This window comes from Microbulbifer sp. YPW16 (genome assembly GCF_021290385.1).
In the GTDB taxonomy this organism is placed as follows: Bacteria; Pseudomonadota; Gammaproteobacteria; order Pseudomonadales; family Cellvibrionaceae; genus Microbulbifer; species Microbulbifer zhoushanensis.
The window spans coordinates 1,782,002-1,799,346 of the sequence record NZ_CP089928.1 but is presented as its reverse complement, the minus strand read 5'-3'; the positions used below and the strand labels follow the sequence as shown (position 1 = coordinate 1,799,346).

Sequence of the window (17,345 nt, the reverse complement as noted above, 5' to 3'; positions counted from 1 at the left end):
TCTTTCTATAGCAGGCTTTGCAGTAGCTGGAGGCGCCCCGGGGCGTGGCTGTTCAGGGAATCGGGATAGGCAAGCAAACCGGCCCCCAGAGGTACCCGGGCCGAAAATCCACCGGGCTCCAGGAAGACAACAATGAGAAGCCGTAAGACCCTTTCCCCTATCGCGGGACTGCTGCGCCGTATGCGCGCGGCACAGGAACTCTCCGACAAGACCGGCATTCCCGCCGACGAAAGTCTCGACATCATCAATGAAGGTGCACGCCACGGCGGCAAGAACGCCTCCGAAGAAGGCCGTCGCCAGTTCCTCAAGCAGCTGGGCCTGGGCGCCGCAGTGCTGGGCACCGCCGGTGCCGCGGGTACCGCCTCACGCCCGGCGCAGGCCATTGCCGGTGGTGCCACTGACCCGGGCCGTGTCGCCATTATCGGTGGCGGCGTTGCGGGCATCCGCTGTGCGCACCGCCTGTACCAGTACAACGGCGCCACCAGCAAGGTATTCGAGGGCAACACCCGCCTGGGCGGTCGTGTAAACACCAACCGCGATATCTTCGGCCGTCCCGTGGAGCGTGGTGGTGAGCTGATCTCCACCGAGCACAGCTATGCGCGCAACCTGGCCAACCAGCTGGGGCTGGACGTTGAGGACGTGAACGGCAATGCCGTACCCGGTGGCAATGAGTTGTACTGGGTGAATGGCCAGCGCTATACCGAGCACCAGTTGAATGCCGAGTGGCGCGACGTGTACAAGATTTTCAAGCAGGCCCAGCAGGATGCGCCCTGGCTGCCCACCTACGACTGGCACAATGCCATGCACAAGGAGCTGGACCATATCGACGTGAACACCTGGCTGGATCACGTGGGTATCGGGGCCAACTCCAATATGGGCCAGGTCTTCCAGGCGGACATCGTGGCGGAATACGGTATACAGCCGGAAGACACCACCGCCCTGAACCTGATCTACCTGCTGGCCTGGAACCCGATCAACACGGCACTGCCGCTGGCGGGCACCGATGAGCGCTTCCGTATCTCCGGTGGTAACGACCAGCTGGTAACGCGCATGGTAGAGGAGCTGCCGGAAGGTACCATCGAGACCGGCCGCAAGCTGATTGCCGTCAAGGGTGATATCAACGGCCCGTACAAGCTGACTTTTGCCGATGGTTACGAGTATGTATGTGATCGGCTGGTACTGGCACTGCCGTTCTCGGTATTGCGCGATGTGGATATCGATGCGCGCATTTACGACTCCTTCCTGCCGCAGAAGCGCCGTGCGATCGAGGAAATGGGCTTCGGTACCAACGGCAAGCTGGCGGTGCACTGCGCGACCCGTCCGTGGACACAGCCGCAGGTGGTCGACGGCCAGCAGTTCACCCCGAATGGTGTTACCTATGTGGGCCGTCCGGAGCTGTTTGATACCTGGGATTCCACTTCGGTAACCGGCAGCCAGGATGGCATCCTGGTGGACTTCTTCGGTGGCAGCTACGGCAGGGAAATTGGTGGCGACAAGCCGTTCGCGCCGCCGTCGAAGAGGGACCTGGACCACTTCTTCGGCATCGTGGATAACGTATTCCCGGGCACCAGTGATGCCTTTACCGGCACCGCCATGCTGTCCAAGTGGGCCGCGAACCCCTGGTCGAAGGGTTCCTACTCCACCCAGACTTTCGGTGGTTACACCGGCTGGTGGGGGGCGCAGGGCCTGCAGGAAGGCAACATCCATTTCTGTGGCGAACACACCGCCCTGGAAATGTTTGGCTACATCGATGGTGCCATCAGCACCGGCGAGCGGGCCGCACAGGAAATCCACCAGGGCTGACAGCCGCTGGCTGGGTTTTGCCTGCGAGAGGCGTACCGGAAACGGTGCGCCTTTTTTATTACGTGATGGATGTTTTATGTCATATGGCAGCGGTGACCTGCGCCGGATCCCGCACGTCTGTGCGACCGGTCTACGCATGTTGGGAGGCAGACCCTACTATCTGCCGTGTATACAGCCTGTGCCCGGCGGGAGCACCTGTTGGTTTCCCTGGTGAGTGCGGTCCCCGTGCATTTCCCGCGCGGGCGCGAGCAGGTTCCGTGAGGAGTAGAGCCAATGAAACGAGTATCCCTGGCCCTGTTGGCCTGGCTTGTCCTGGTGCCGGCCGCATTAGCAGCGGACCGGAAGCCAACCGAAGAAGAGAAGGCGAAAATTAAACAGGCGCTCGATTCGGTCAGCTGTGAGCTGGGCGTCATCGAGGTAAAGGATTACGGATACCGGGTAATCAGCGCCAGTTGCGAGGGCCGGGGAAGCTGGGTGGTCAAGCTCGACCAGTCTTTCCAGGTGATCAGCCGCAAGCGCGACGATTGAATCGTGCTCTTGGGGCCCGCCTGACACCCGGATGCACTGCCCGAGGGAATTGCGGGCAGAAAAAAGCCGGCTCGGGGCCGGCGAAGAGAGATGTCAAAAGTGCCATCCATTGCGGTACAAGTGACGAGAGAAATAGGGTGAGGTGAGGCGCCCCGCGGTGACGAATGGCGGTTCAGGGCCGCGGGGTGCCTCGTAAACTGACTGATTCGGGCTACCTGCCGTTCTCTAGTTAATTTTCCGGTAGAGCACGCGGGCACCCGCCACGGGCAGGGCGATGCTGCTGTCGGTGACCTTGCCGGCGAAGCCCGCCGGGGTGATATCGCGTGCGTTGCTAAATTCTGCGGGCAGCTCCAGGGAGCCGGCTTCGTGGCCGAAGTTGGCGACCACAAAAAACTCTTCTGTCCCGGTGCGGCGGTAGAACGCCAGCAGGTCGCCGCCGGTGTCGACGATTTCCTGCTCGGCAGTGGCCAGTCCCGGCCACTCGTGGTGCCACTTGAGCAGCGCGCGGAAGCGGTTCAGCATCGATGCGGAATCGTCCTCCTGCAGGCTTACCGCCTTGTGGTAATGCTCGTCCGGCACCGGCAGCCAGGGCTTGACCCGGGAAAAACCCGCATTGATCTCGCCGCCGTTGGACCAGGGCATGGGAGTGCGACAGCCGTCGCGGCCCTTGAATTCCGGCCACAGGTTGATGCCGTAGGGATCCACCAGGTCCTCGAAGGCGATATCCGCCTCCTCCAGGCCCAGTTCCTCACCCTGGTACAGGCACACGCTGCCGCGCAGGGCCAGCTGGGTCAGCAGGAACATCGGCACGCGTGCCGCAGCCTGTTCCGGGTCAAAGCCCCTGTTCCAGCGGGTCATGGGGCGCGGCACATCGTGGTTGCTGATGGACCAGCAGGGCCAGCCCTCCTCGATCACCCGCTGGTTCTTGCGCAGGGTCTCGCGCAGGAAACCGGCACTGCAATCCTCGGCCAGCAGGTCGAAGGAGTAGGCCATGTGCAGCCGGTTTTCGGTGGTGTAATCGGCCATGATCTTGTGGGTATTGTCGTCGCCCACTTCGCCCACGGTCACGGTTTCCGGGTACTGGTCCATCAGGGCGCGCACGCGCTGCAGGAATGCCAGGTTCTCCGGCTGGGACTTGTCGTGGATATGCCACTGGTAATGGTAGGTATTCACCGGTGGCTGGCCCTTCTCGTCCAGCTCCAGCGGCCGCGCAGGATTGTCCTGCAGGGACTGGTTGTGGAATGCGTGGTTGATGGCGTCCAGGCGGAAACCATCGACGCCGCGGTCGAGCCAGAACTTCAGGTCTGCCAGCAGTTGCTCCTGGACTTCCGGGTTGTGCAGGTTCAGGTCCGGCTGTTCCTTGAGGAAGTTGGTCAGGTAGTACTGGCGACGGCGGGTGCACCAGCGCCAGGCGCTGCCGCCGAAGTTGGACATCCAGTTGTTGGGGGCGCTGCCATCGGGCCGGGGGTCTGCCCAGACATACCAGTCCGCTTTCGGGTTGTCGCGACTGGAGCGGCTCTCCTGGAACCAGGGGTGCTGGTCGGAAGAGTGGCTGAGGATCTGGTCGATGATGATCTTCAGGCCGCGGGCATGGGCTGCCTCGATCAGGTTGTCGAAGTCCTGCAGGTTACCGAAGATCGGGTCCACATCGCGGTAGTCGGACACGTCGTAGCCGAAGTCCACCATCGGCGACTTGAAAAAGGGTGAGATCCAGATGGCATCCACGCCCAGGGACTGCACATAGTCGAGCTTGCTGGTGATACCCGCCAGGTCACCGATACCGTCGCCATTGGCGTCGCAGAAGCTGCGCGGATAGATCTGGTAGATAACGCTGTTGCGCCACCACTCGGTGTTGTTGCCACTCATAACTACGTCCCATCGGCAGTCGTTTCTCAGGATAGGGTCAGTATGGCGATGGCGGGCAACTGATGCCTCCTCCCCGAGTGGGGAGGAGGGCGAGAGAAAGTCAGGAATGACCCTGGTCGGAGGGCTGGTCCTGCACCGAGCGGAGCATCTGCTCGGCTAGGGCAATGGCCTCCTGGCGGTCCTTCACATCCAGTTTCTGGTACAGGCTGCGTATATGGGTCTTGATGGTGCTGGGCGCTACCTTGAAGTGCCGGGCGATACGCTCGTTCGACAGGCCGGAGTGGATGGCGTTGAGCACCTGCCACTCCCGCGGGGTAAGCGGCGAGTGTCGCAGGAAGTCGGGCACCGCATCGCTGTCGAGGATTTCACGGATGATGGTCTCGTCCAGCTCGATCCTGATTCCGCCATCCAGTTCCGGTTGCTGCTGGGCCAGGCGGATCAGTTCCTGGGCCTTGTCCTGCTCGGCTTCACCCAGGCCGCTGTCGATGGCGGCCTTGAGGATCACGATCAGCGGCTTGCCGACCTGCAGGAAGCTGGCCCTGAAATCCCGTTCCACGGCGATGCTGAGGGCCTCGCGGATGGCATGCACGGCGGCCTCGCGCTGTTCCCGCAGCCACAGCAGGTGCGCTTCCAGCACCAGGTTGCGCAGGCAGTCGGTCACCAGGCCGCACTCGCGCGCCACCTGTTGCAGCCGGCTCAACAGCCGGTTGGCGTCAGACCAGCGGTGTACCTCGATCAGGGCGCGCACATGGTTGCGGCCATGGCACTGCTCGAAATGGTTGCTGGGACGGTCCGCTACCGGCTGCGCCTGCTCCAGCCAGGCGGCGATGGCCTGCTGGTCGTTGAGGGCGCGCCAGGCGCGCAGCCGCGCCGCATCGGCATTGGCGACCCAGTCGCGGTGGTAGCGCTCGCCGGCCAGCAGGCGGTCGATGCGCGACAGCCATTCCAGCGACTCGTCCCGCTCGCCGCGGGCCTGGGCCACCTTGAGCAGCAGGCTGTACTCCTGCAGCAGCCAGCGTTCGCCGGCCTTGCGGTTGATCTGCATGCCGCGCCGGGCCGAGGCGGCAGCGTCTTCCAGGCGGCAGTCCTCCCACTCCAGCTGGCCGCCCAGCCGGCAGATAAACTCGGAGATGGGCAGGCCCACCAGGTGGTGTTCCTCCACCAGCCGCTGGGCCCGTTCCTGCAGGGCGGCAGCCTTCTTCAGCAGGCCCTGGGCGATGGCGATCTCGGTCTGCTGGCAGATGGCCCAGGCGGCACTGGGATGGTCATTCTCGGCCAGCGCCAGTGCTTCCACTTCACGCATATGGTCGATGGCATCATCCAGCGCGCCGAGGCAGAAGCCGGTTTCCCCCACCACCAGCAGCGCGGCGATACGCTCGCCCAGCTGGTCGGGGCGCAGCAACTCCAGCGCCTCCTCGGCATACTCCTTGGCTACAAGTGTCTGGCCGCGGGCCACGGCGGCCTGGGCGCGCACGGTGGCAAAGGCACCCTCGAAATCACGCCACTGCTCCGGGTCCTCGCGCTGCAACCAGCTCTCTGCGGCGGTCAGGACCTTCTCGCACTGGTCGTATTCAAAATTATCCCGCGCCAGCTTGGCGGCAATCAGGGTAAAGCGGGCGTTGCGCTGCAGCTTGTCGGCGCCGAGCCAGGTCAGGCAGTCATTGAGGACGCGGATCTGCCCCTCACGCAGGAACTGCTCGCCCTGGGTGTGCAGCAGCTGCTGCAGGCGCTCGGTATCCTCCGCCGCCAGTGCGTGGCGCAGGGCCTCCAGCGGCTGCCCCAGCTCCTGCCAGGTGTCACTGGCGATACGGTGCAGTTCCTGCAGCCGGGTTTTCTCGGTCAGCTGGCGCTGGAGGAAGCGCGCGAACACCGGGTGGTAGCGGAACCACTGGCGACTGGAGTCCTGCGCCTGCAGGAACAGGCCGCGGCGTGCCGTCTGCTCCAGTAGCTGCTGGCCGCCCTCGAGGCCACTCAGGCGCTCCGCCAGGGTGGCATTGACGCGGGTGAGGATGGAGGTGCAGGCGAGCAGCTCGCGCAGTTGTGGCTCCAGCCGTTCCAGCACTTCCTCGGCCAGGTAATCGAGGATATGGGAGTGGCCCTGCTCCAGCTCACCCAGGTATCGATCCACTTCCTCGGCGTTGCGCACGGACAGGGCGAACAGTTGCACCGCCGGGGGCCAGCCCTCGCTGAGCTGGTGCAGCTGCTCGACGCGGTCGTGGTCGAGGCTGAAGGGCAGGCGCTGCTGCAGCAGTTGTGCGGTTTCCGCAACATCCAGGGCCAGCTCGTCGCTGCCCAGCTCCAGCAGGCGGCCCTGGACCCGCAGGGTGGCGAGCCCCAGCGGCGGCTGGCTGCGGCTGGTAAGGACCACGCCGATACCCGCGGGTGCGTGGCGCAGCAGGAAGCGGGTGATGTCGTGCACCGCCTCGCTGTCGATCTGGTGGTAGTCGTCGAGCACGATACGCAGCTCGCTGGGCAGGCCGCGCAGCTCCGCCAGCAGCTGGCTCACTACCAGTGACGGGTCGGGGCGTTGCTGGGCGCTGACCAGGGCGTGGGTTTCAGGCACGCCATTACCGGTGGCGCGGTGGACGCTCTCCACCAGGTAGCGGCAGAACTGGCTCGGTTCGTTATCGCCACTGTCCAGCGAGAACCAGGCCACCGGGCTGTCCTGGTTGGCGGCCCAGGAGGACACCAGGGTGGTCTTGCCATAACCCGCCGGGGCGGTCACCAGCATGACCTGGTCGATATCGCCCCGGTCCAGCAGGGAGAGCAGGCGCGGGCGCGCCAGGGTGTTCTCCGGGCAGTCCGGCAGGCTGTATTTGGAGGCTAGTAGCATCGCTGAGAATCGGCCCGTTGATTGGTTTTTGTACAGGCGTAATTATGCATGATGAGCATCCCATGGCTACCGCTGCGTGACATCCTCCCCCGCGGGGGAGGATGTCGGCATCGATCCCGGCGCAGGGTGTCCTCCCGGTGGTTTGGCCGGGCGCTTGCAAAACCGTGACCAGATGGTACTTTCGTGTTCAACCTGCGACCAGGTTCCGGTTTTTCAGCGGTGCCATTACACACAATGTGACAAAAACGAGCCGCGCAGATGTCCTGACGTGGCCAGAACAACAAACACAACAACAAAAAAGAACAACCAATCAGGGGCATTCATGACCGATATAGTCATTCTGGCAGCGCCGGGAATGGGGGCGGCAGACGATAGTTTCGCCGAACCGCTGTTCCGCGCCTTGCGCCAGGGGCTGGGGGACGACTGGGGGCGGCTGCACTGCGACACCATTCCCTGCCACGAACACCTGCACACCAACGTCGAGCGCGTCTTCGAGGGGATGAAGAAGCGCGATATGGATTTCCTGCGCGCGCGCCGCTTTATGCTGTACGGCATGGCCGAGAGCGCCGCGCAGTTCTCTTCTTCGCAGCAGCGCGACGGCAACTACGACAAGACCCAGCAGGCCATTTACCGCACCCTGGAAAAGGCCGCCGCCGCTGCCGGCGACACCGCGCCGGTGTTGCTGCTGAGCCATTCCGCCAGTTGTGCGACGCTGTCCAATTACCTGTGGGACGCCCAGCGCCCCACCATCGGCCATGGGGTCTGGCGCGACGGCGGGCCGCGCGGGGTGCACAAGGGCTCGGCCCGCGACCTGTTCCTGCGCCTGAAGACCCTCAGTCACTGGTACACGCTGGGGCCCACCATGCCGCTGTGGTCCGCCGCCCTGCCACGGGAGCAGATCCAGGCGGTGACCGCCGACACCCGCGGTTACAGCTTCCGCTGGAAGAATTTCTACCACCCCGATGACCTGTTCGGATGGCCACTGAAACCCCTCAGCCCCTCCTACAACCAGGCGGTGTACCGGGATTACGAAACCTGTTCGCTGGCAGAAACCGGTGCGGCGCAGTGGGGGCCACAGCTGGTGGCGCACCAGGGATACTGGGACAGTGAGCTGGTGCAGGAGCAGTTGCTGCAGGATCTGCGTGCCCTGTTGCAGCGTACCGGAGGGCGTCCGGTGGCGGGCCGGGGCCACACCGCCGCCACTGCCTAGGTGTCCGGAGCGGTGCCGCTGAATCGTGTGTTCGCCTCTGTATAATGGCGGCTGAATTCAACGTTGGTGGTTTACTCCTATGTCCCTGCAGTTTCATACCGTCCCGGTCACGCCCTTCCAGCAGAACTGCACGCTGCTGTGGTGCGATGACAGCAAGCGCGCCGCGGTGGTCGACCCCGGCGGCGATATCGAGCGTATCCTGGCGGCGGTGGAAGAGCGTGGCCTGAAACTGGAGAAGATCCTGCTCACCCACGGGCACCTGGACCACGTCGGTGGTACCGCCGCGCTGGCGGCGCAGCTGCAGCTGCCCATCGAGGGTCCGCAGCGCGAGGATGCTTTCTGGATCGAGCAGCTGGCGGTGCAGACCCAGATGTTCGGTTTCCCTCCGGTGGAGACCTTTACCCCGGATCGCTGGCTGGAGCAGGGCGACACCGTCACCGTGGGTGAGGAGACGCTGGAGGTGCACCACTGCCCCGGCCATACGCCGGGCCATGTGATCTTCTTCCATCCCGGCAGCCGGCTGGCCCTGGTAGGGGATGTGCTGTTTGCGGGCTCCATCGGCCGTACCGATTTTCCCCGCGGTGACCACGACACCCTTGTCCGGTCTATCCGCGAGAAGCTGTGGCCGCTGGGTGACGACGTGCGCTTTATTCCGGGTCACGGCCCCATGTCGACCCTTGGCCACGAGCGCGAGACCAACCCCTTTGTCGCGGACAAGCGCTTCGGCTGATGTGCCCGCGAAAGCGATTCAGGGCAATGCAGTAAGCCAATGACAGGACCGCGTGCCGCGTGGTCAATCGAGAGGCCAATCATGATAAGACTGAAGAGCCTGCTGATCCCTGCCGCCGCCCTGGTGCCGGTGCTGCTGTCCGGCTGCGCGGTGATTTCCGAGGAGCAGTGCCGCGCGGGCAGTTGGTATGAGCTGGGCGTCCAGGATGGCAGCCGCGGTGTCGGCCAGGCAAAGGTCTTCGAAATGGCGCAGGAGTGCCAGCATTACGGTGTGCGGGTGGACAGTGAGGCCTGGCTGCGCGGCCACGAGGAGGGGGTGGAGGAATACTGCACCGCGGCAAATGGTTTTTCCCAGGGGCGCCGTGGGCGCAATTACCAGGGCGTGTGCACCGGTCCCACCGCCGACCTGTTCCTGAAAGAGTATGAACGTGGGCTGGCGCTCTACCGGGTGGAACAGGAGTACCGCCAGCTGGTCAGCCGCCACGAATACCTGCGGGATGAGCTGTATTCGGTCCGCGCCGCGCTGCGCTCGGCGGAGTCCGAGGAGCAAGTCCAGGTGCTGCAAATGCGTCGCCGGTCCCTGCGCCGCGAGCTGCGAATGCTGGACCTGGAACTGCATCGGTTCGGCGCCCCTGGCGTCAATTTCTGGTACTGAAGTTTGTATGGGTATCTGGCACCGGGAAGTCTCCCTGGCAGAGCTGAACGAGATGTGCAGCGGCTGTATGCCGGCGCACGTGGGCATTGAAGTCACCGAGCTGGGTGACGATTACCTGACCGCCACTATGCCGGTGGACCGGCGCACGCGCCAGCCGTTCGGTATCCTGCACGGGGGTGCCAGTGTGGCGCTGGCGGAAACACTGGGGTCCATTGCCGCCAACCTGGTAGTGGATGGGGAAAAGTTCTACTGCGTCGGCCAGGAGATCAACGCCAATCACTTGCGCCCGGTGGCGGAGGGTGTGGTTACCGGCACCACGCGCCCGGTACACATTGGCCGCAGCAGCCAGGTGTGGGAAATCCGCATTACCGACCCGGCGGGCAAGCTCAACTGTATCTCCCGTATCACCATGGCCGTTCTGCCCCACGGCGACCGATGATCGACGCCGGGCAGTACGTATTCGAGGAAGTGCCGTACCGGCTGGTGCGCTCGCCCCGGCGCAAGCGCCTGGGCCTGGTGCTGGCCGGGGCCGGCGTGGAAGTGCGGATACCGCAGCGCTGCGCGGCGCGCCACGGCCATCGCTTCCTGCAGGAAAATATCCACTGGGTGCGTGCCCAGTTGCTGCAGGCGCGCCAGCGCGCGGCGGAAATTCCCCGGCATCGTTTTGCCTTCGGTGAGGCATTCCCCTGGCTGGGAGGCCGACTGCCGCTGTTGCGCGCCGCGCGCCCGGCAGACGCCGGTATACGCGATGATGCCATCTACCTGTATACCCGCGCGCGCGAGCCCGACGCGCAACAATTGCAGGCCGCCCTGCAGCGGCTCTACCAGCGCGAGGCACTGGCGCAGTTCCAGCAGCGCTCGGCTGAAGTGGCGGCGCGGCTGGGATTGCGCTTCAGCTCGGTAAGGGTACGGCGCACACGCAGCAAATGGGGGCACTGTACCCTGCGTGGCGAATTGCAGTACAACTGGCTGGTGTGCCTTGCGCCGGTAATGGTGGTGGATTACCTGGTGGCGCACGAGGTGTGCCACCTGCGGCACCATAACCACAGCCCGGACTTCTGGGCGCTCGTGGCAAGTGTCTGCCCGGATTACCGCGAGCAGCGGCGCTGGTTGCGGGACAACGGCCACCGGCTGGTACTGTGAGTCCGTTTCGTGCCGGTCCCCTGCGCCATGTTGTCTTTGGTGCCTTGCGCGAATCTGGCGTAAACTGCCATCGAATTCCAAGGTACCGCTGCCATGCAAGTCGAACCCCTGAGCAATGATTTTGAAGACAACTGCGCGCGCTTCCTGCCGGAAGCCGCTGCGCAGGGCTGTGTCTGGGCCCTGGAGGGCGAGGAGGGTTTCGCACTGTGCGCGTCGGAAAAATATCCGGAAACGGATGTGATGCCCTTCTGGTCGCAGCGGGAATTCGCCGAGGTACATATTTCCGGCGACTGGGCCGGCTACCGGGTGGTGGCAGTCGACCTGGAAGAGTTTATGGATGACTGGCTGACCGGCATGCACGACGACGTGCTGCTGGTGGGCATCAACTGGAACGGCGAGCTGGAAGGAATTGAGCTGGAACCGCTCGACCTGCTGGAGCAGCTGGAACAGGAGCTGCAGTAACAGCCTTACAGGCCTGGTGGCGCCGGCATCAACCGGACCGGGTCTGCGGGTTGCCGGCCAGCGGAGAAGATAACGATAACAGGGGTCTCAGGATGGGACAGTTTCTCGGTCTGCGCACTGTAGTTTACGGCGTCTCGGAACTTGCGGAGGCGCGGGGCTGGTATACCCAGGTGCTGGAACTGGAACCCTACTTCGAAAGCGAGGGTTACGTGGGCTTCGACGTCGGTGGCTTCGAACTGGGCCTCAACCCCGATGCCCGCAGTGTCACCAGCCGCGCCGATGGCGTGATCGCCTACTGGGGGGTCACCGATATCGCTGCCGAGGTGGAGCGATTGAACACCCTCGGGGCCCGCCAGCACGGGGAGACCGTGGATGTGGGGGACGGCATCCGGATGGCCAGCTTCCTCGATCCATTCGGTAATATCTTCGGCCTGATCGAGAATCCCCATTTCCGCGAGCGGGCGCCGGCAGCCGCCGGTGCAGAGCAGGAACCATGGAGCCGCGACCAGTGAATAAACCCCCTGTCTCGAGTTATCGCCCATCGGATGCCGGCTTCGCCGCCGAAAGCCTGGTACAGATCGGCCGCGGCTACGTGGTACCCGACCGGGTTGCGCTGATCACCGGCTGTTCCAGTGGTATCGGGCGCGAGCTGGCCCTGGCCCTGCACCGCCGCGGCACCATCGTGATCGCCACCGCGCGACGCCCGGAGAGCCTGCAGGAGCTCGCGGACATGGGCATTGCCACCGAGGCACTGGACGTCAACTCCCAGGCCGACATCAATCGCGTGGTGCATGCGCTCAAGGCCGCTTACGGTCGCCTGGATATCCTCATCAACAATGCCGGTTACGGCCAGATGGGACCGCTGATCGAACTCGATACCCGTGCGCTGGAAAACCAGTTCCGCACCAATGTCTTTGCTCCCATGGCCCTGATCCGTGCCTGTGCGCCGTTGATGCGCTCGGCCCGTCGCGGCCTGATCTGCAACATCGGTTCGGTGTCCGGTGTCCTGCCGACGCCCTTTTCGGGCGCCTACTGCGCCTCCAAGGCGGCACTGCATACGCTGTCCGATGTGCTGCGACTGGAGCTCAAGCCCTTTGGCATCCGCGTGATGACGGTGCAGCCGGGTGCGATTGCGTCCGAGTTTGGCCGCCATGCGGAGGTTTCCCTGCGCGGGTTACTGGCGCCGGACTCCTGGTACAAGCGACAGGAAGATGCAGTGCGCGCGCGCGCGCAGGAGTCCCAGCACAACGCCACCCTGGCAAGGGAAATGGCGCGGCAGCTGGTGAAGGAATTGCTGCGCAAGCGCCCCCGGCGCCTGGTGCGGATCGGCAACCGCAGTCGAATGCTGCCGTGGATGGCGCGCTGGCTGCCCCGGCGGCTGCGCGACCGGATACTGGCGCGGCGCTTCCAGCTGACCCGCACTTCCCCCAGCTCCTGAGAGGTACTGCAAGGTCAATTGCCGGCGGCGTCACTCACCGGGGCGGGATGCCAGCCACTCAGCCACTTCCGCATAAGTGCCGCGGAACAGCACAGTGCCGGCATGTTTCTGCATGGTGTGATCGTAGGCGCGGTCGTAGTACTCGCTCAGCAGCGACATCACCACCGGGATATAGCCGTCGCTGTTGCCGCTGCGGGCCAGCTCGGCATTGGCGGCAGCCAGCTGTTCGTCCAGCTGCTGGTGGCGCAGGCCGCCCAGGCGCTTGCGCAGGCGCGCCAGGCTGGTGCGTAATTCTTCCCCCAGGGCTGTGTGCGGTCCTTCATCGGCGTCGGCGAAGCGGGTCAGTGCGGTGCTGACATAGTCGCGCACGATCCGCCGGGCGCGGTCCTCCACCGGCTCGTCCACCAGCACCCGCGGCGCTACATGCATACCCTGGCGCAATATCACCGGCAGCGCGCAGCGCCCGATCAGGCGGCTTTCGTCCTCCAGGAAAACCGGTCCCTGTCCCTCGCCGAGCTTCAGGAGTTCGATACCCAGTTCATTCTCGAAGTCGATCTGCGAAGGCTGGGGCAGGCTGGTACGGCCGAATGATGATCCCCGGTGCCGGGCAATCCCCTCCAGGTCCACCGCGCGGTGGGCATATTGCAGCAGCTCGGTCTTGCCGGACCCGGTGTGGCCGCTCAACACCACAAAGGACAGGCGCGCGCACTGGCGCGCCAGCTCCTCGATCAGGAAAGTGCGCATCGCCTTGTAGCCGCCCTCGACCAGCGGGTAGTCGATGCCGGCCTCGCGCAGCAGCTGCTGGGCGGTGCGCGAGCGCAGCCCGCCGCGGAAGCAGTACAGGTAGCCATTGGGGTGGCGCTCGATAAACCCGCGCCAGGCGGCCAGGCGCTCGGCCCGGACCTCGTCGGTGGCCAGGGTCCAGCCCAGGTCGATCGCGGCCTGCTGGCCGGCCTGTTTGTACTCGGTACCCACCGCCTCCCGTTGGCGATCGTCCAGCAGGGGGTGGTTCTCACTGGTGGGGAAGGCGCCGCGGGCAAATTCCACCGGGGCGCGCACATCCATCAGCGGGATGTCATCCAGGAACAGCTGGCGGTAGTTGTCGGTGTTGTGGCGCAAATCATGACTCCTCTCAAGGCGGCGTGAGTGTAACCTGAAAAGAGGATTTCCACAGGACCAGGTTGCCACGGACGCCGGCTTCCCATGACGCTCGACCAGCTCACGCTCTTCATTATTCTCAGCATTACCATCGCCATGTTTATCTGGGCGAACTGGCGCCATGACATGGTGGCGCTGGGATCGCTCCTCGCCTGTGTGGTGACGGGGCTGGTGGCGCCGGAGGACGCTTTCGATGGTTTTGGCCACCCGGCGGTGGTGACCGTTGCCTGTGTGCTGATCCTCAGTCGCGGCCTGCAGAGCACTGGCGCCATGGATGTCCTGGCCCAACGGCTGATCCCCAGGAGCGGCAGCGTAACCGCAATCATCGCTGCGCTGACCGCGGTCGGGGCGCTGATGTCCGGCTTTATGAACAACGTCGGCGCCATGGCATTGTTGATGCCGGTGGCAGCGGATGTGGCCGAGCGTAACAAGCTGCCACCGGGCAAGGTACTGATGCCGTTATCGTTCGGCACCATCCTGGGGGGCATGACCACCCTGATCGGCACCCCGCCCAACCTGATCGTATCGGGCTTTCGCGACAGCGCCGGTGCCGGCAGTTACGGTATGTTTGATTTCACCCCGGTAGGCCTGGTGGTGGCACTGGTGGGCGTGGCGTTTGTATCGCTGATCGGCTGGCGCCTGGTTCCGTCCCGCACCCAGGCGGGGGCCGCCACCTTTGACACCGGTACCTACCTGACCGAGGCGCTGGTGGAGGAGAAAAGCGCCGCCGATGGGAAAACCCTGTGGGAAATCTCGCAGATGCTGGAAGAGGAGGATGCCCAGGTTGTGGGGGTGGTGCATAACGACACCCGGGTCTCCCCGGCCACGCCGGCGCAACGCATCCGTAGCGGGGATATCCTGATCATGGAGGCGGAACCGGAGGCGCTGACCACGTCGGTTTCGAAGCTGGGCTTGCGCCTGGCGGCAGACCCGGAAGAGGAGGATGCCCAGGACAAGAAGCAGGAGCAGCGCCGGGAAAAGAAGGAAAAGAAGAGCCGTCACCGGGAGAGCGGCGATGAGGAAGAGAAAGATAAGGACAAAGAGCGCTCCACCGCCGACGATATCCAGCTGCGGGAACTGGTAGTAATGCCGGATTCGCCACTCACCGGCCGTACATCGCGCATGTTGCGGTTGCCGGCCCGCTATGAAATCAACCTGCTGGCGCTGTCCCGCCAGGGGCGTCGCTCGGTCCGGCGCCTGCGCTCGACCCCGCTGCGGCCCGGTGACGCGCTGCTGATGATGGGTACCGACGACAGCCTGAATACTTTCGCTGCGGAGCAGGGCTGTGTTCCCCTGGCCAAGCGGGATATCAGTATCCCCAACAAGGAAAAAGCCGTGGTCGCCCTGGTGGCCATGGCGCTCGCGGTGGCGGGGGCGGCCTTCGGCCTGCTGCCCGCGGCGATCTCGTTTTCGGCCTGCGTGCTGGCTTTTATGGCGCTGAAGGTAATGCCGCTGCGCAGCGTCTACGAGTCTGTGGACGGTGCGGTAATTGTGTTGCTGGGGGCACTGATTACCGTGGCGGAGGTAATGGAGCAGACCGGCGCCGCGGACCTGATCGCTCGAGTGCTGCTGGATAATATTGCCCAGGGTAACGCAGTGATTACCCTGGTGATCCTGCTGGTGGTAACCATGACCCTGTCGGACTTCATGAACAATGCCGCCACCGCCGCGGTGATGTGCTCGATCGCCATCAGTGCCGCGGCCCAGCTGCAGGTGAACCCCGACAGTTTCCTGATGGCGGTGGCGATCGGCGCATCCTGCGCCTTCCTGACCCCGGTGGGGCACCAGAACAATACGCTGATCCTGGGGCCCGGTGGCTTTAAGTTCAGCGATTACTGGCAGATGGGGCTGCCCATGGAAATCCTGGTGATACTGGTGAGCGTACCTATGCTGTTGTGGGTCTGGCCGCTCTGACCCTGCCAATGGTGCGGGTATTCAGGCGATGGAATCGTCTACCGGTTGCGCCAGCTCCGCCAGGAATTTGCCGCAGAAGCGCAATACATCGGTTACCGTGACGATGCCGGCGAGTTCGCCCTCGCGCATTACCAGCACCGAGCCGATGCCGGTATCGGCCATGGCCATCAGGATCCGGTCCAGGGGGTCGTGGATATCGGCAATATAGGGGCGCCGGGCACAGAGGTCGTGTACATACAGCTGTTGCTCCTCCAGCCGGTGTCCCGGAGCGTTGGCGCGCTCTATATCGCCCCGCGAGATAATCGTTTCCAGGTCTCCATCCCGGGTTACCGGCAGGTGGTGGACCTCGTGCTCTTCCATCATTTCCAGTGCCGCCTCAACCGTGGCATTGATATCAATATGTAACGGAAAAGGCGTCATGACTGCAGCGAGTGTGGGTATCTGGTGAATATCATGCGGTTTTGACATATGGGCCCCCGGGTTTTTCCAGCCCAAGTAGCATAGGCCATGGGATCGGCAGGGCCAAACAGATGAACTGTGCGCCACCGCAGCCTTAGAACAAAAAGTAAGTCTTACCTGGTGTTTTTGGAATATTGATTCTTTATGGCTGTGGTTATCCCGTGAGGCAGGCAATACCAGTTGATATTTAGGGGGGAGGGCTTATTATTCTGCCCCCCGCCGCGCAATACCCCAGCGGCCGGAATGTATATAATTGATGCAACGAGTTATCCAACCTTTATTCGGAATTGTGCCTGGAATCTGTTTTTTGGTTCCGTACAGCCCCGGGGCTGGTAATAACACTCCGTTTAACCGTCGTTTTTCCCGTTCAGGTGCGCCAGTATCGATTGGCTGGAAACCTTTACGGGGTTATATGCCCATGCCCTGGGAAAGTAAAAATAACGGCGACGGTATGGTGGTAATACATAAATAAGTATTAAAAAATTTTATTTGTTTAATAGATTCCTGGTTTCCTGCCAGTGCGTGCATGATCCCAGTCAGCCCGCAGCGTTTTGGCAGCGCAGGAATTGTCCCAGCAAGCACTATCAATATTGCAAGAGTCGAGGTGGAGTGAATGTTTCAGGAGTTTGACCAGATTGAGCAGCAGATTGCCGAGCACCAGGCAAAAATAGAGGAGCTGCAGGAGCAGATGGCCCGGGCGGAACGCAAAAAAGACGGTGTAATTGCTTTCGATAAAGCGCTGGTCAACCTGTCGGCTGAATACCAGATGGACGAAGAGGAGTTCTTTGTCGCCCGTGGTGAGGCCATTGTGAACTGGCTCGTGGCCCAGCTCGATGATGAGGATGCACCGGAATATGTGCAGACCCTGAAGGCGCGCGTGGCCCGCTCGCTGAAGCGTAATGGCGAGGCACCGAAGCGTGGGCGTAAGGCTGCCAACGGCAAGGCCAGCGAGCCCAAGCTGGAAGTTGGCCATTACCGCAATCCTTACACCGGCGGAACCGTGGAAAAGAAAAAGCGCAACCCGAAGCAGCTGAACCAGTGGATTGAAGAGCACGGGCTGGAAACAGTGAAAGAGTGGAAGATCTGATTACCTGAGAAAAACCGGGCAGAAGGTTTCTGCCCGGTTTTTTTACGTTCGATATTCCCC

Annotated in this window: 16 protein-coding genes; 12 read left to right on the top strand and 4 right to left on the bottom strand. The window is 63.4% G+C overall.

The window, feature by feature from the left end; genetic code table 11:
* Positions 1-132 precede the first annotated feature (132 nt).
* Both LVE68_RS07690 and LVE68_RS07685 read left to right on the top strand, forming a co-directional pair.
* The gene (locus LVE68_RS07690) at positions 133-1,803 is read left to right on the top strand and encodes a flavin monoamine oxidase family protein (RefSeq protein ID WP_233006441.1); all 1,671 of its coding nucleotides are present in this window, start codon (positions 133-135) and stop codon (positions 1,801-1,803) included.
* A 273-nt stretch (positions 1,804-2,076) separates the two neighbouring features.
* Positions 2,077-2,331 carry a hypothetical protein gene (locus LVE68_RS07685; protein WP_233006440.1) on the top strand — a complete coding sequence of 85 codons (255 nt, stop codon included), beginning with the start codon at positions 2,077-2,079 and terminating at the stop codon, positions 2,329-2,331.
* A gap of 225 nt (positions 2,332-2,556) precedes the next feature.
* Here LVE68_RS07685 and LVE68_RS07680 read toward each other — a convergent pair whose 3' ends face one another.
* Together LVE68_RS07680 and malT are read right to left on the bottom strand one after the other, a co-directional pair.
* Positions 2,557-4,197, bottom strand: coding sequence for an alpha-amylase family glycosyl hydrolase (locus LVE68_RS07680; protein WP_233006439.1), 1,641 nt, complete (start codon positions 4,195-4,197; stop codon positions 2,557-2,559).
* Positions 4,198-4,297: 100 nt separating this feature from the next.
* Positions 4,298-7,030, bottom strand: a complete 2,733-nt coding sequence (malT, locus tag LVE68_RS07675) for an HTH-type transcriptional regulator MalT (protein ID WP_233006438.1) — start codon at positions 7,028-7,030, stop codon at positions 4,298-4,300.
* Between the two features lie 322 nt (positions 7,031-7,352).
* Here malT and LVE68_RS07670 point away from each other — a divergent pair, with 322 nt between their 5' ends.
* The 8 genes from LVE68_RS07670 (at position 7,353) to LVE68_RS07635 (ending at position 12,667) form a co-directional block, all read left to right on the top strand.
* Positions 7,353-8,240, top strand: a complete 888-nt coding sequence (locus LVE68_RS07670; protein ID WP_233006437.1) for a hypothetical protein — start codon at positions 7,353-7,355, stop codon at positions 8,238-8,240.
* A gap of 79 nt (positions 8,241-8,319) precedes the next feature.
* Complete coding sequence (locus LVE68_RS07665) at positions 8,320-8,970, top strand: MBL fold metallo-hydrolase (RefSeq protein ID WP_305080417.1); 651 nt, start codon at positions 8,320-8,322, stop codon at positions 8,968-8,970.
* A gap of 81 nt (positions 8,971-9,051) precedes the next feature.
* Positions 9,052-9,624, top strand: a complete 573-nt coding sequence (locus LVE68_RS07660; protein WP_233006436.1) for a DUF2799 domain-containing protein — start codon at positions 9,052-9,054, stop codon at positions 9,622-9,624.
* A 7-nt stretch (positions 9,625-9,631) separates the two neighbouring features.
* Positions 9,632-10,063 (top strand): hotdog fold thioesterase, encoded by a 432-nt coding sequence (locus tag LVE68_RS07655; RefSeq protein ID WP_233006435.1) that lies wholly within the window; start codon positions 9,632-9,634, stop codon positions 10,061-10,063.
* Complete coding sequence (locus tag LVE68_RS07650) at positions 10,060-10,767, top strand: M48 family metallopeptidase (RefSeq protein WP_233006434.1); 708 nt, start codon at positions 10,060-10,062, stop codon at positions 10,765-10,767. The genes LVE68_RS07655 and LVE68_RS07650 overlap by 4 nt, the downstream gene beginning before the upstream one ends.
* 93 nt (positions 10,768-10,860) lie before the next feature.
* Positions 10,861-11,229: a DUF2750 domain-containing protein gene (locus tag LVE68_RS07645; protein WP_233006433.1), complete on the top strand. Its 369-nt coding sequence runs from the start codon at positions 10,861-10,863 to the stop codon at positions 11,227-11,229.
* Positions 11,230-11,321: 92 nt separating this feature from the next.
* On the top strand, positions 11,322-11,741 hold the full coding sequence (locus LVE68_RS07640) for a VOC family protein (protein WP_233006432.1): 420 nt from the start codon (positions 11,322-11,324) through the stop codon (positions 11,739-11,741).
* A complete protein-coding gene (locus LVE68_RS07635; protein WP_233006431.1) occupies positions 11,738-12,667 on the top strand; it encodes an SDR family oxidoreductase in 930 nt (309 codons plus the stop codon). The genes LVE68_RS07640 and LVE68_RS07635 overlap by 4 nt, the downstream gene beginning before the upstream one ends.
* Before the next feature lie 30 nt (positions 12,668-12,697).
* Here LVE68_RS07635 and mnmH read toward each other — a convergent pair whose 3' ends face one another.
* A complete protein-coding gene (gene mnmH, locus LVE68_RS07630; protein ID WP_233006430.1) occupies positions 12,698-13,786 on the bottom strand; it encodes a tRNA 2-selenouridine(34) synthase MnmH in 1,089 nt (362 codons plus the stop codon).
* Between the two features lie 84 nt (positions 13,787-13,870).
* Here mnmH and LVE68_RS07625 point away from each other — a divergent pair, with 84 nt between their 5' ends.
* Positions 13,871-15,739 (top strand): SLC13 family permease, encoded by a 1,869-nt coding sequence (locus tag LVE68_RS07625; protein WP_233006429.1) that lies wholly within the window; start codon positions 13,871-13,873, stop codon positions 15,737-15,739.
* A gap of 21 nt (positions 15,740-15,760) precedes the next feature.
* Here the strand turns inward: LVE68_RS07625 and LVE68_RS07620 are convergent, their stop codons facing one another.
* Entirely contained in the window at positions 15,761-16,207 is a 447-nt protein-coding gene (locus tag LVE68_RS07620; RefSeq protein WP_233006428.1) for a CBS domain-containing protein, read from the bottom strand.
* A 604-nt stretch (positions 16,208-16,811) separates the two neighbouring features.
* On the opposite strand from LVE68_RS07620, the gene LVE68_RS07615 reads away from it, so the two are divergent.
* The gene (locus tag LVE68_RS07615) at positions 16,812-17,285 is read left to right on the top strand and encodes a hypothetical protein (protein WP_233006427.1); all 474 of its coding nucleotides are present in this window, start codon (positions 16,812-16,814) and stop codon (positions 17,283-17,285) included.
* Positions 17,286-17,345 lie beyond the last annotated feature (60 nt).

Coding starts and splice junctions, on each gene's coding strand:
- malT (WP_233006438.1), bottom strand. CDS start 7,030: ATGCTACTAGCCTCCAAATACAGCCTGCCGGACTGCCCGGAGAACACC.
- LVE68_RS07665 (WP_305080417.1), top strand. CDS start 8,320: ATGTCCCTGCAGTTTCATACCGTCCCGGTCACGCCCTTCCAGCAGAAC.
- LVE68_RS07660 (WP_233006436.1), top strand. CDS start 9,052: ATGATAAGACTGAAGAGCCTGCTGATCCCTGCCGCCGCCCTGGTGCCG.
- LVE68_RS07690 (WP_233006441.1), top strand. CDS start 133: ATGAGAAGCCGTAAGACCCTTTCCCCTATCGCGGGACTGCTGCGCCGT.
- LVE68_RS07645 (WP_233006433.1), top strand. CDS start 10,861: ATGCAAGTCGAACCCCTGAGCAATGATTTTGAAGACAACTGCGCGCGC.
- LVE68_RS07670 (WP_233006437.1), top strand. CDS start 7,353: ATGACCGATATAGTCATTCTGGCAGCGCCGGGAATGGGGGCGGCAGAC.
- LVE68_RS07655 (WP_233006435.1), top strand. CDS start 9,632: ATGGGTATCTGGCACCGGGAAGTCTCCCTGGCAGAGCTGAACGAGATG.
- LVE68_RS07650 (WP_233006434.1), top strand. CDS start 10,060: ATGATCGACGCCGGGCAGTACGTATTCGAGGAAGTGCCGTACCGGCTG.
- LVE68_RS07625 (WP_233006429.1), top strand. CDS start 13,871: ATGACGCTCGACCAGCTCACGCTCTTCATTATTCTCAGCATTACCATC.
- LVE68_RS07680 (WP_233006439.1), bottom strand. CDS start 4,197: ATGAGTGGCAACAACACCGAGTGGTGGCGCAACAGCGTTATCTACCAG.
- LVE68_RS07640 (WP_233006432.1), top strand. CDS start 11,322: ATGGGACAGTTTCTCGGTCTGCGCACTGTAGTTTACGGCGTCTCGGAA.
- LVE68_RS07685 (WP_233006440.1), top strand. CDS start 2,077: ATGAAACGAGTATCCCTGGCCCTGTTGGCCTGGCTTGTCCTGGTGCCG.
- LVE68_RS07620 (WP_233006428.1), bottom strand. CDS start 16,207: ATGTCAAAACCGCATGATATTCACCAGATACCCACACTCGCTGCAGTC.
- LVE68_RS07615 (WP_233006427.1), top strand. CDS start 16,812: ATGTTTCAGGAGTTTGACCAGATTGAGCAGCAGATTGCCGAGCACCAG.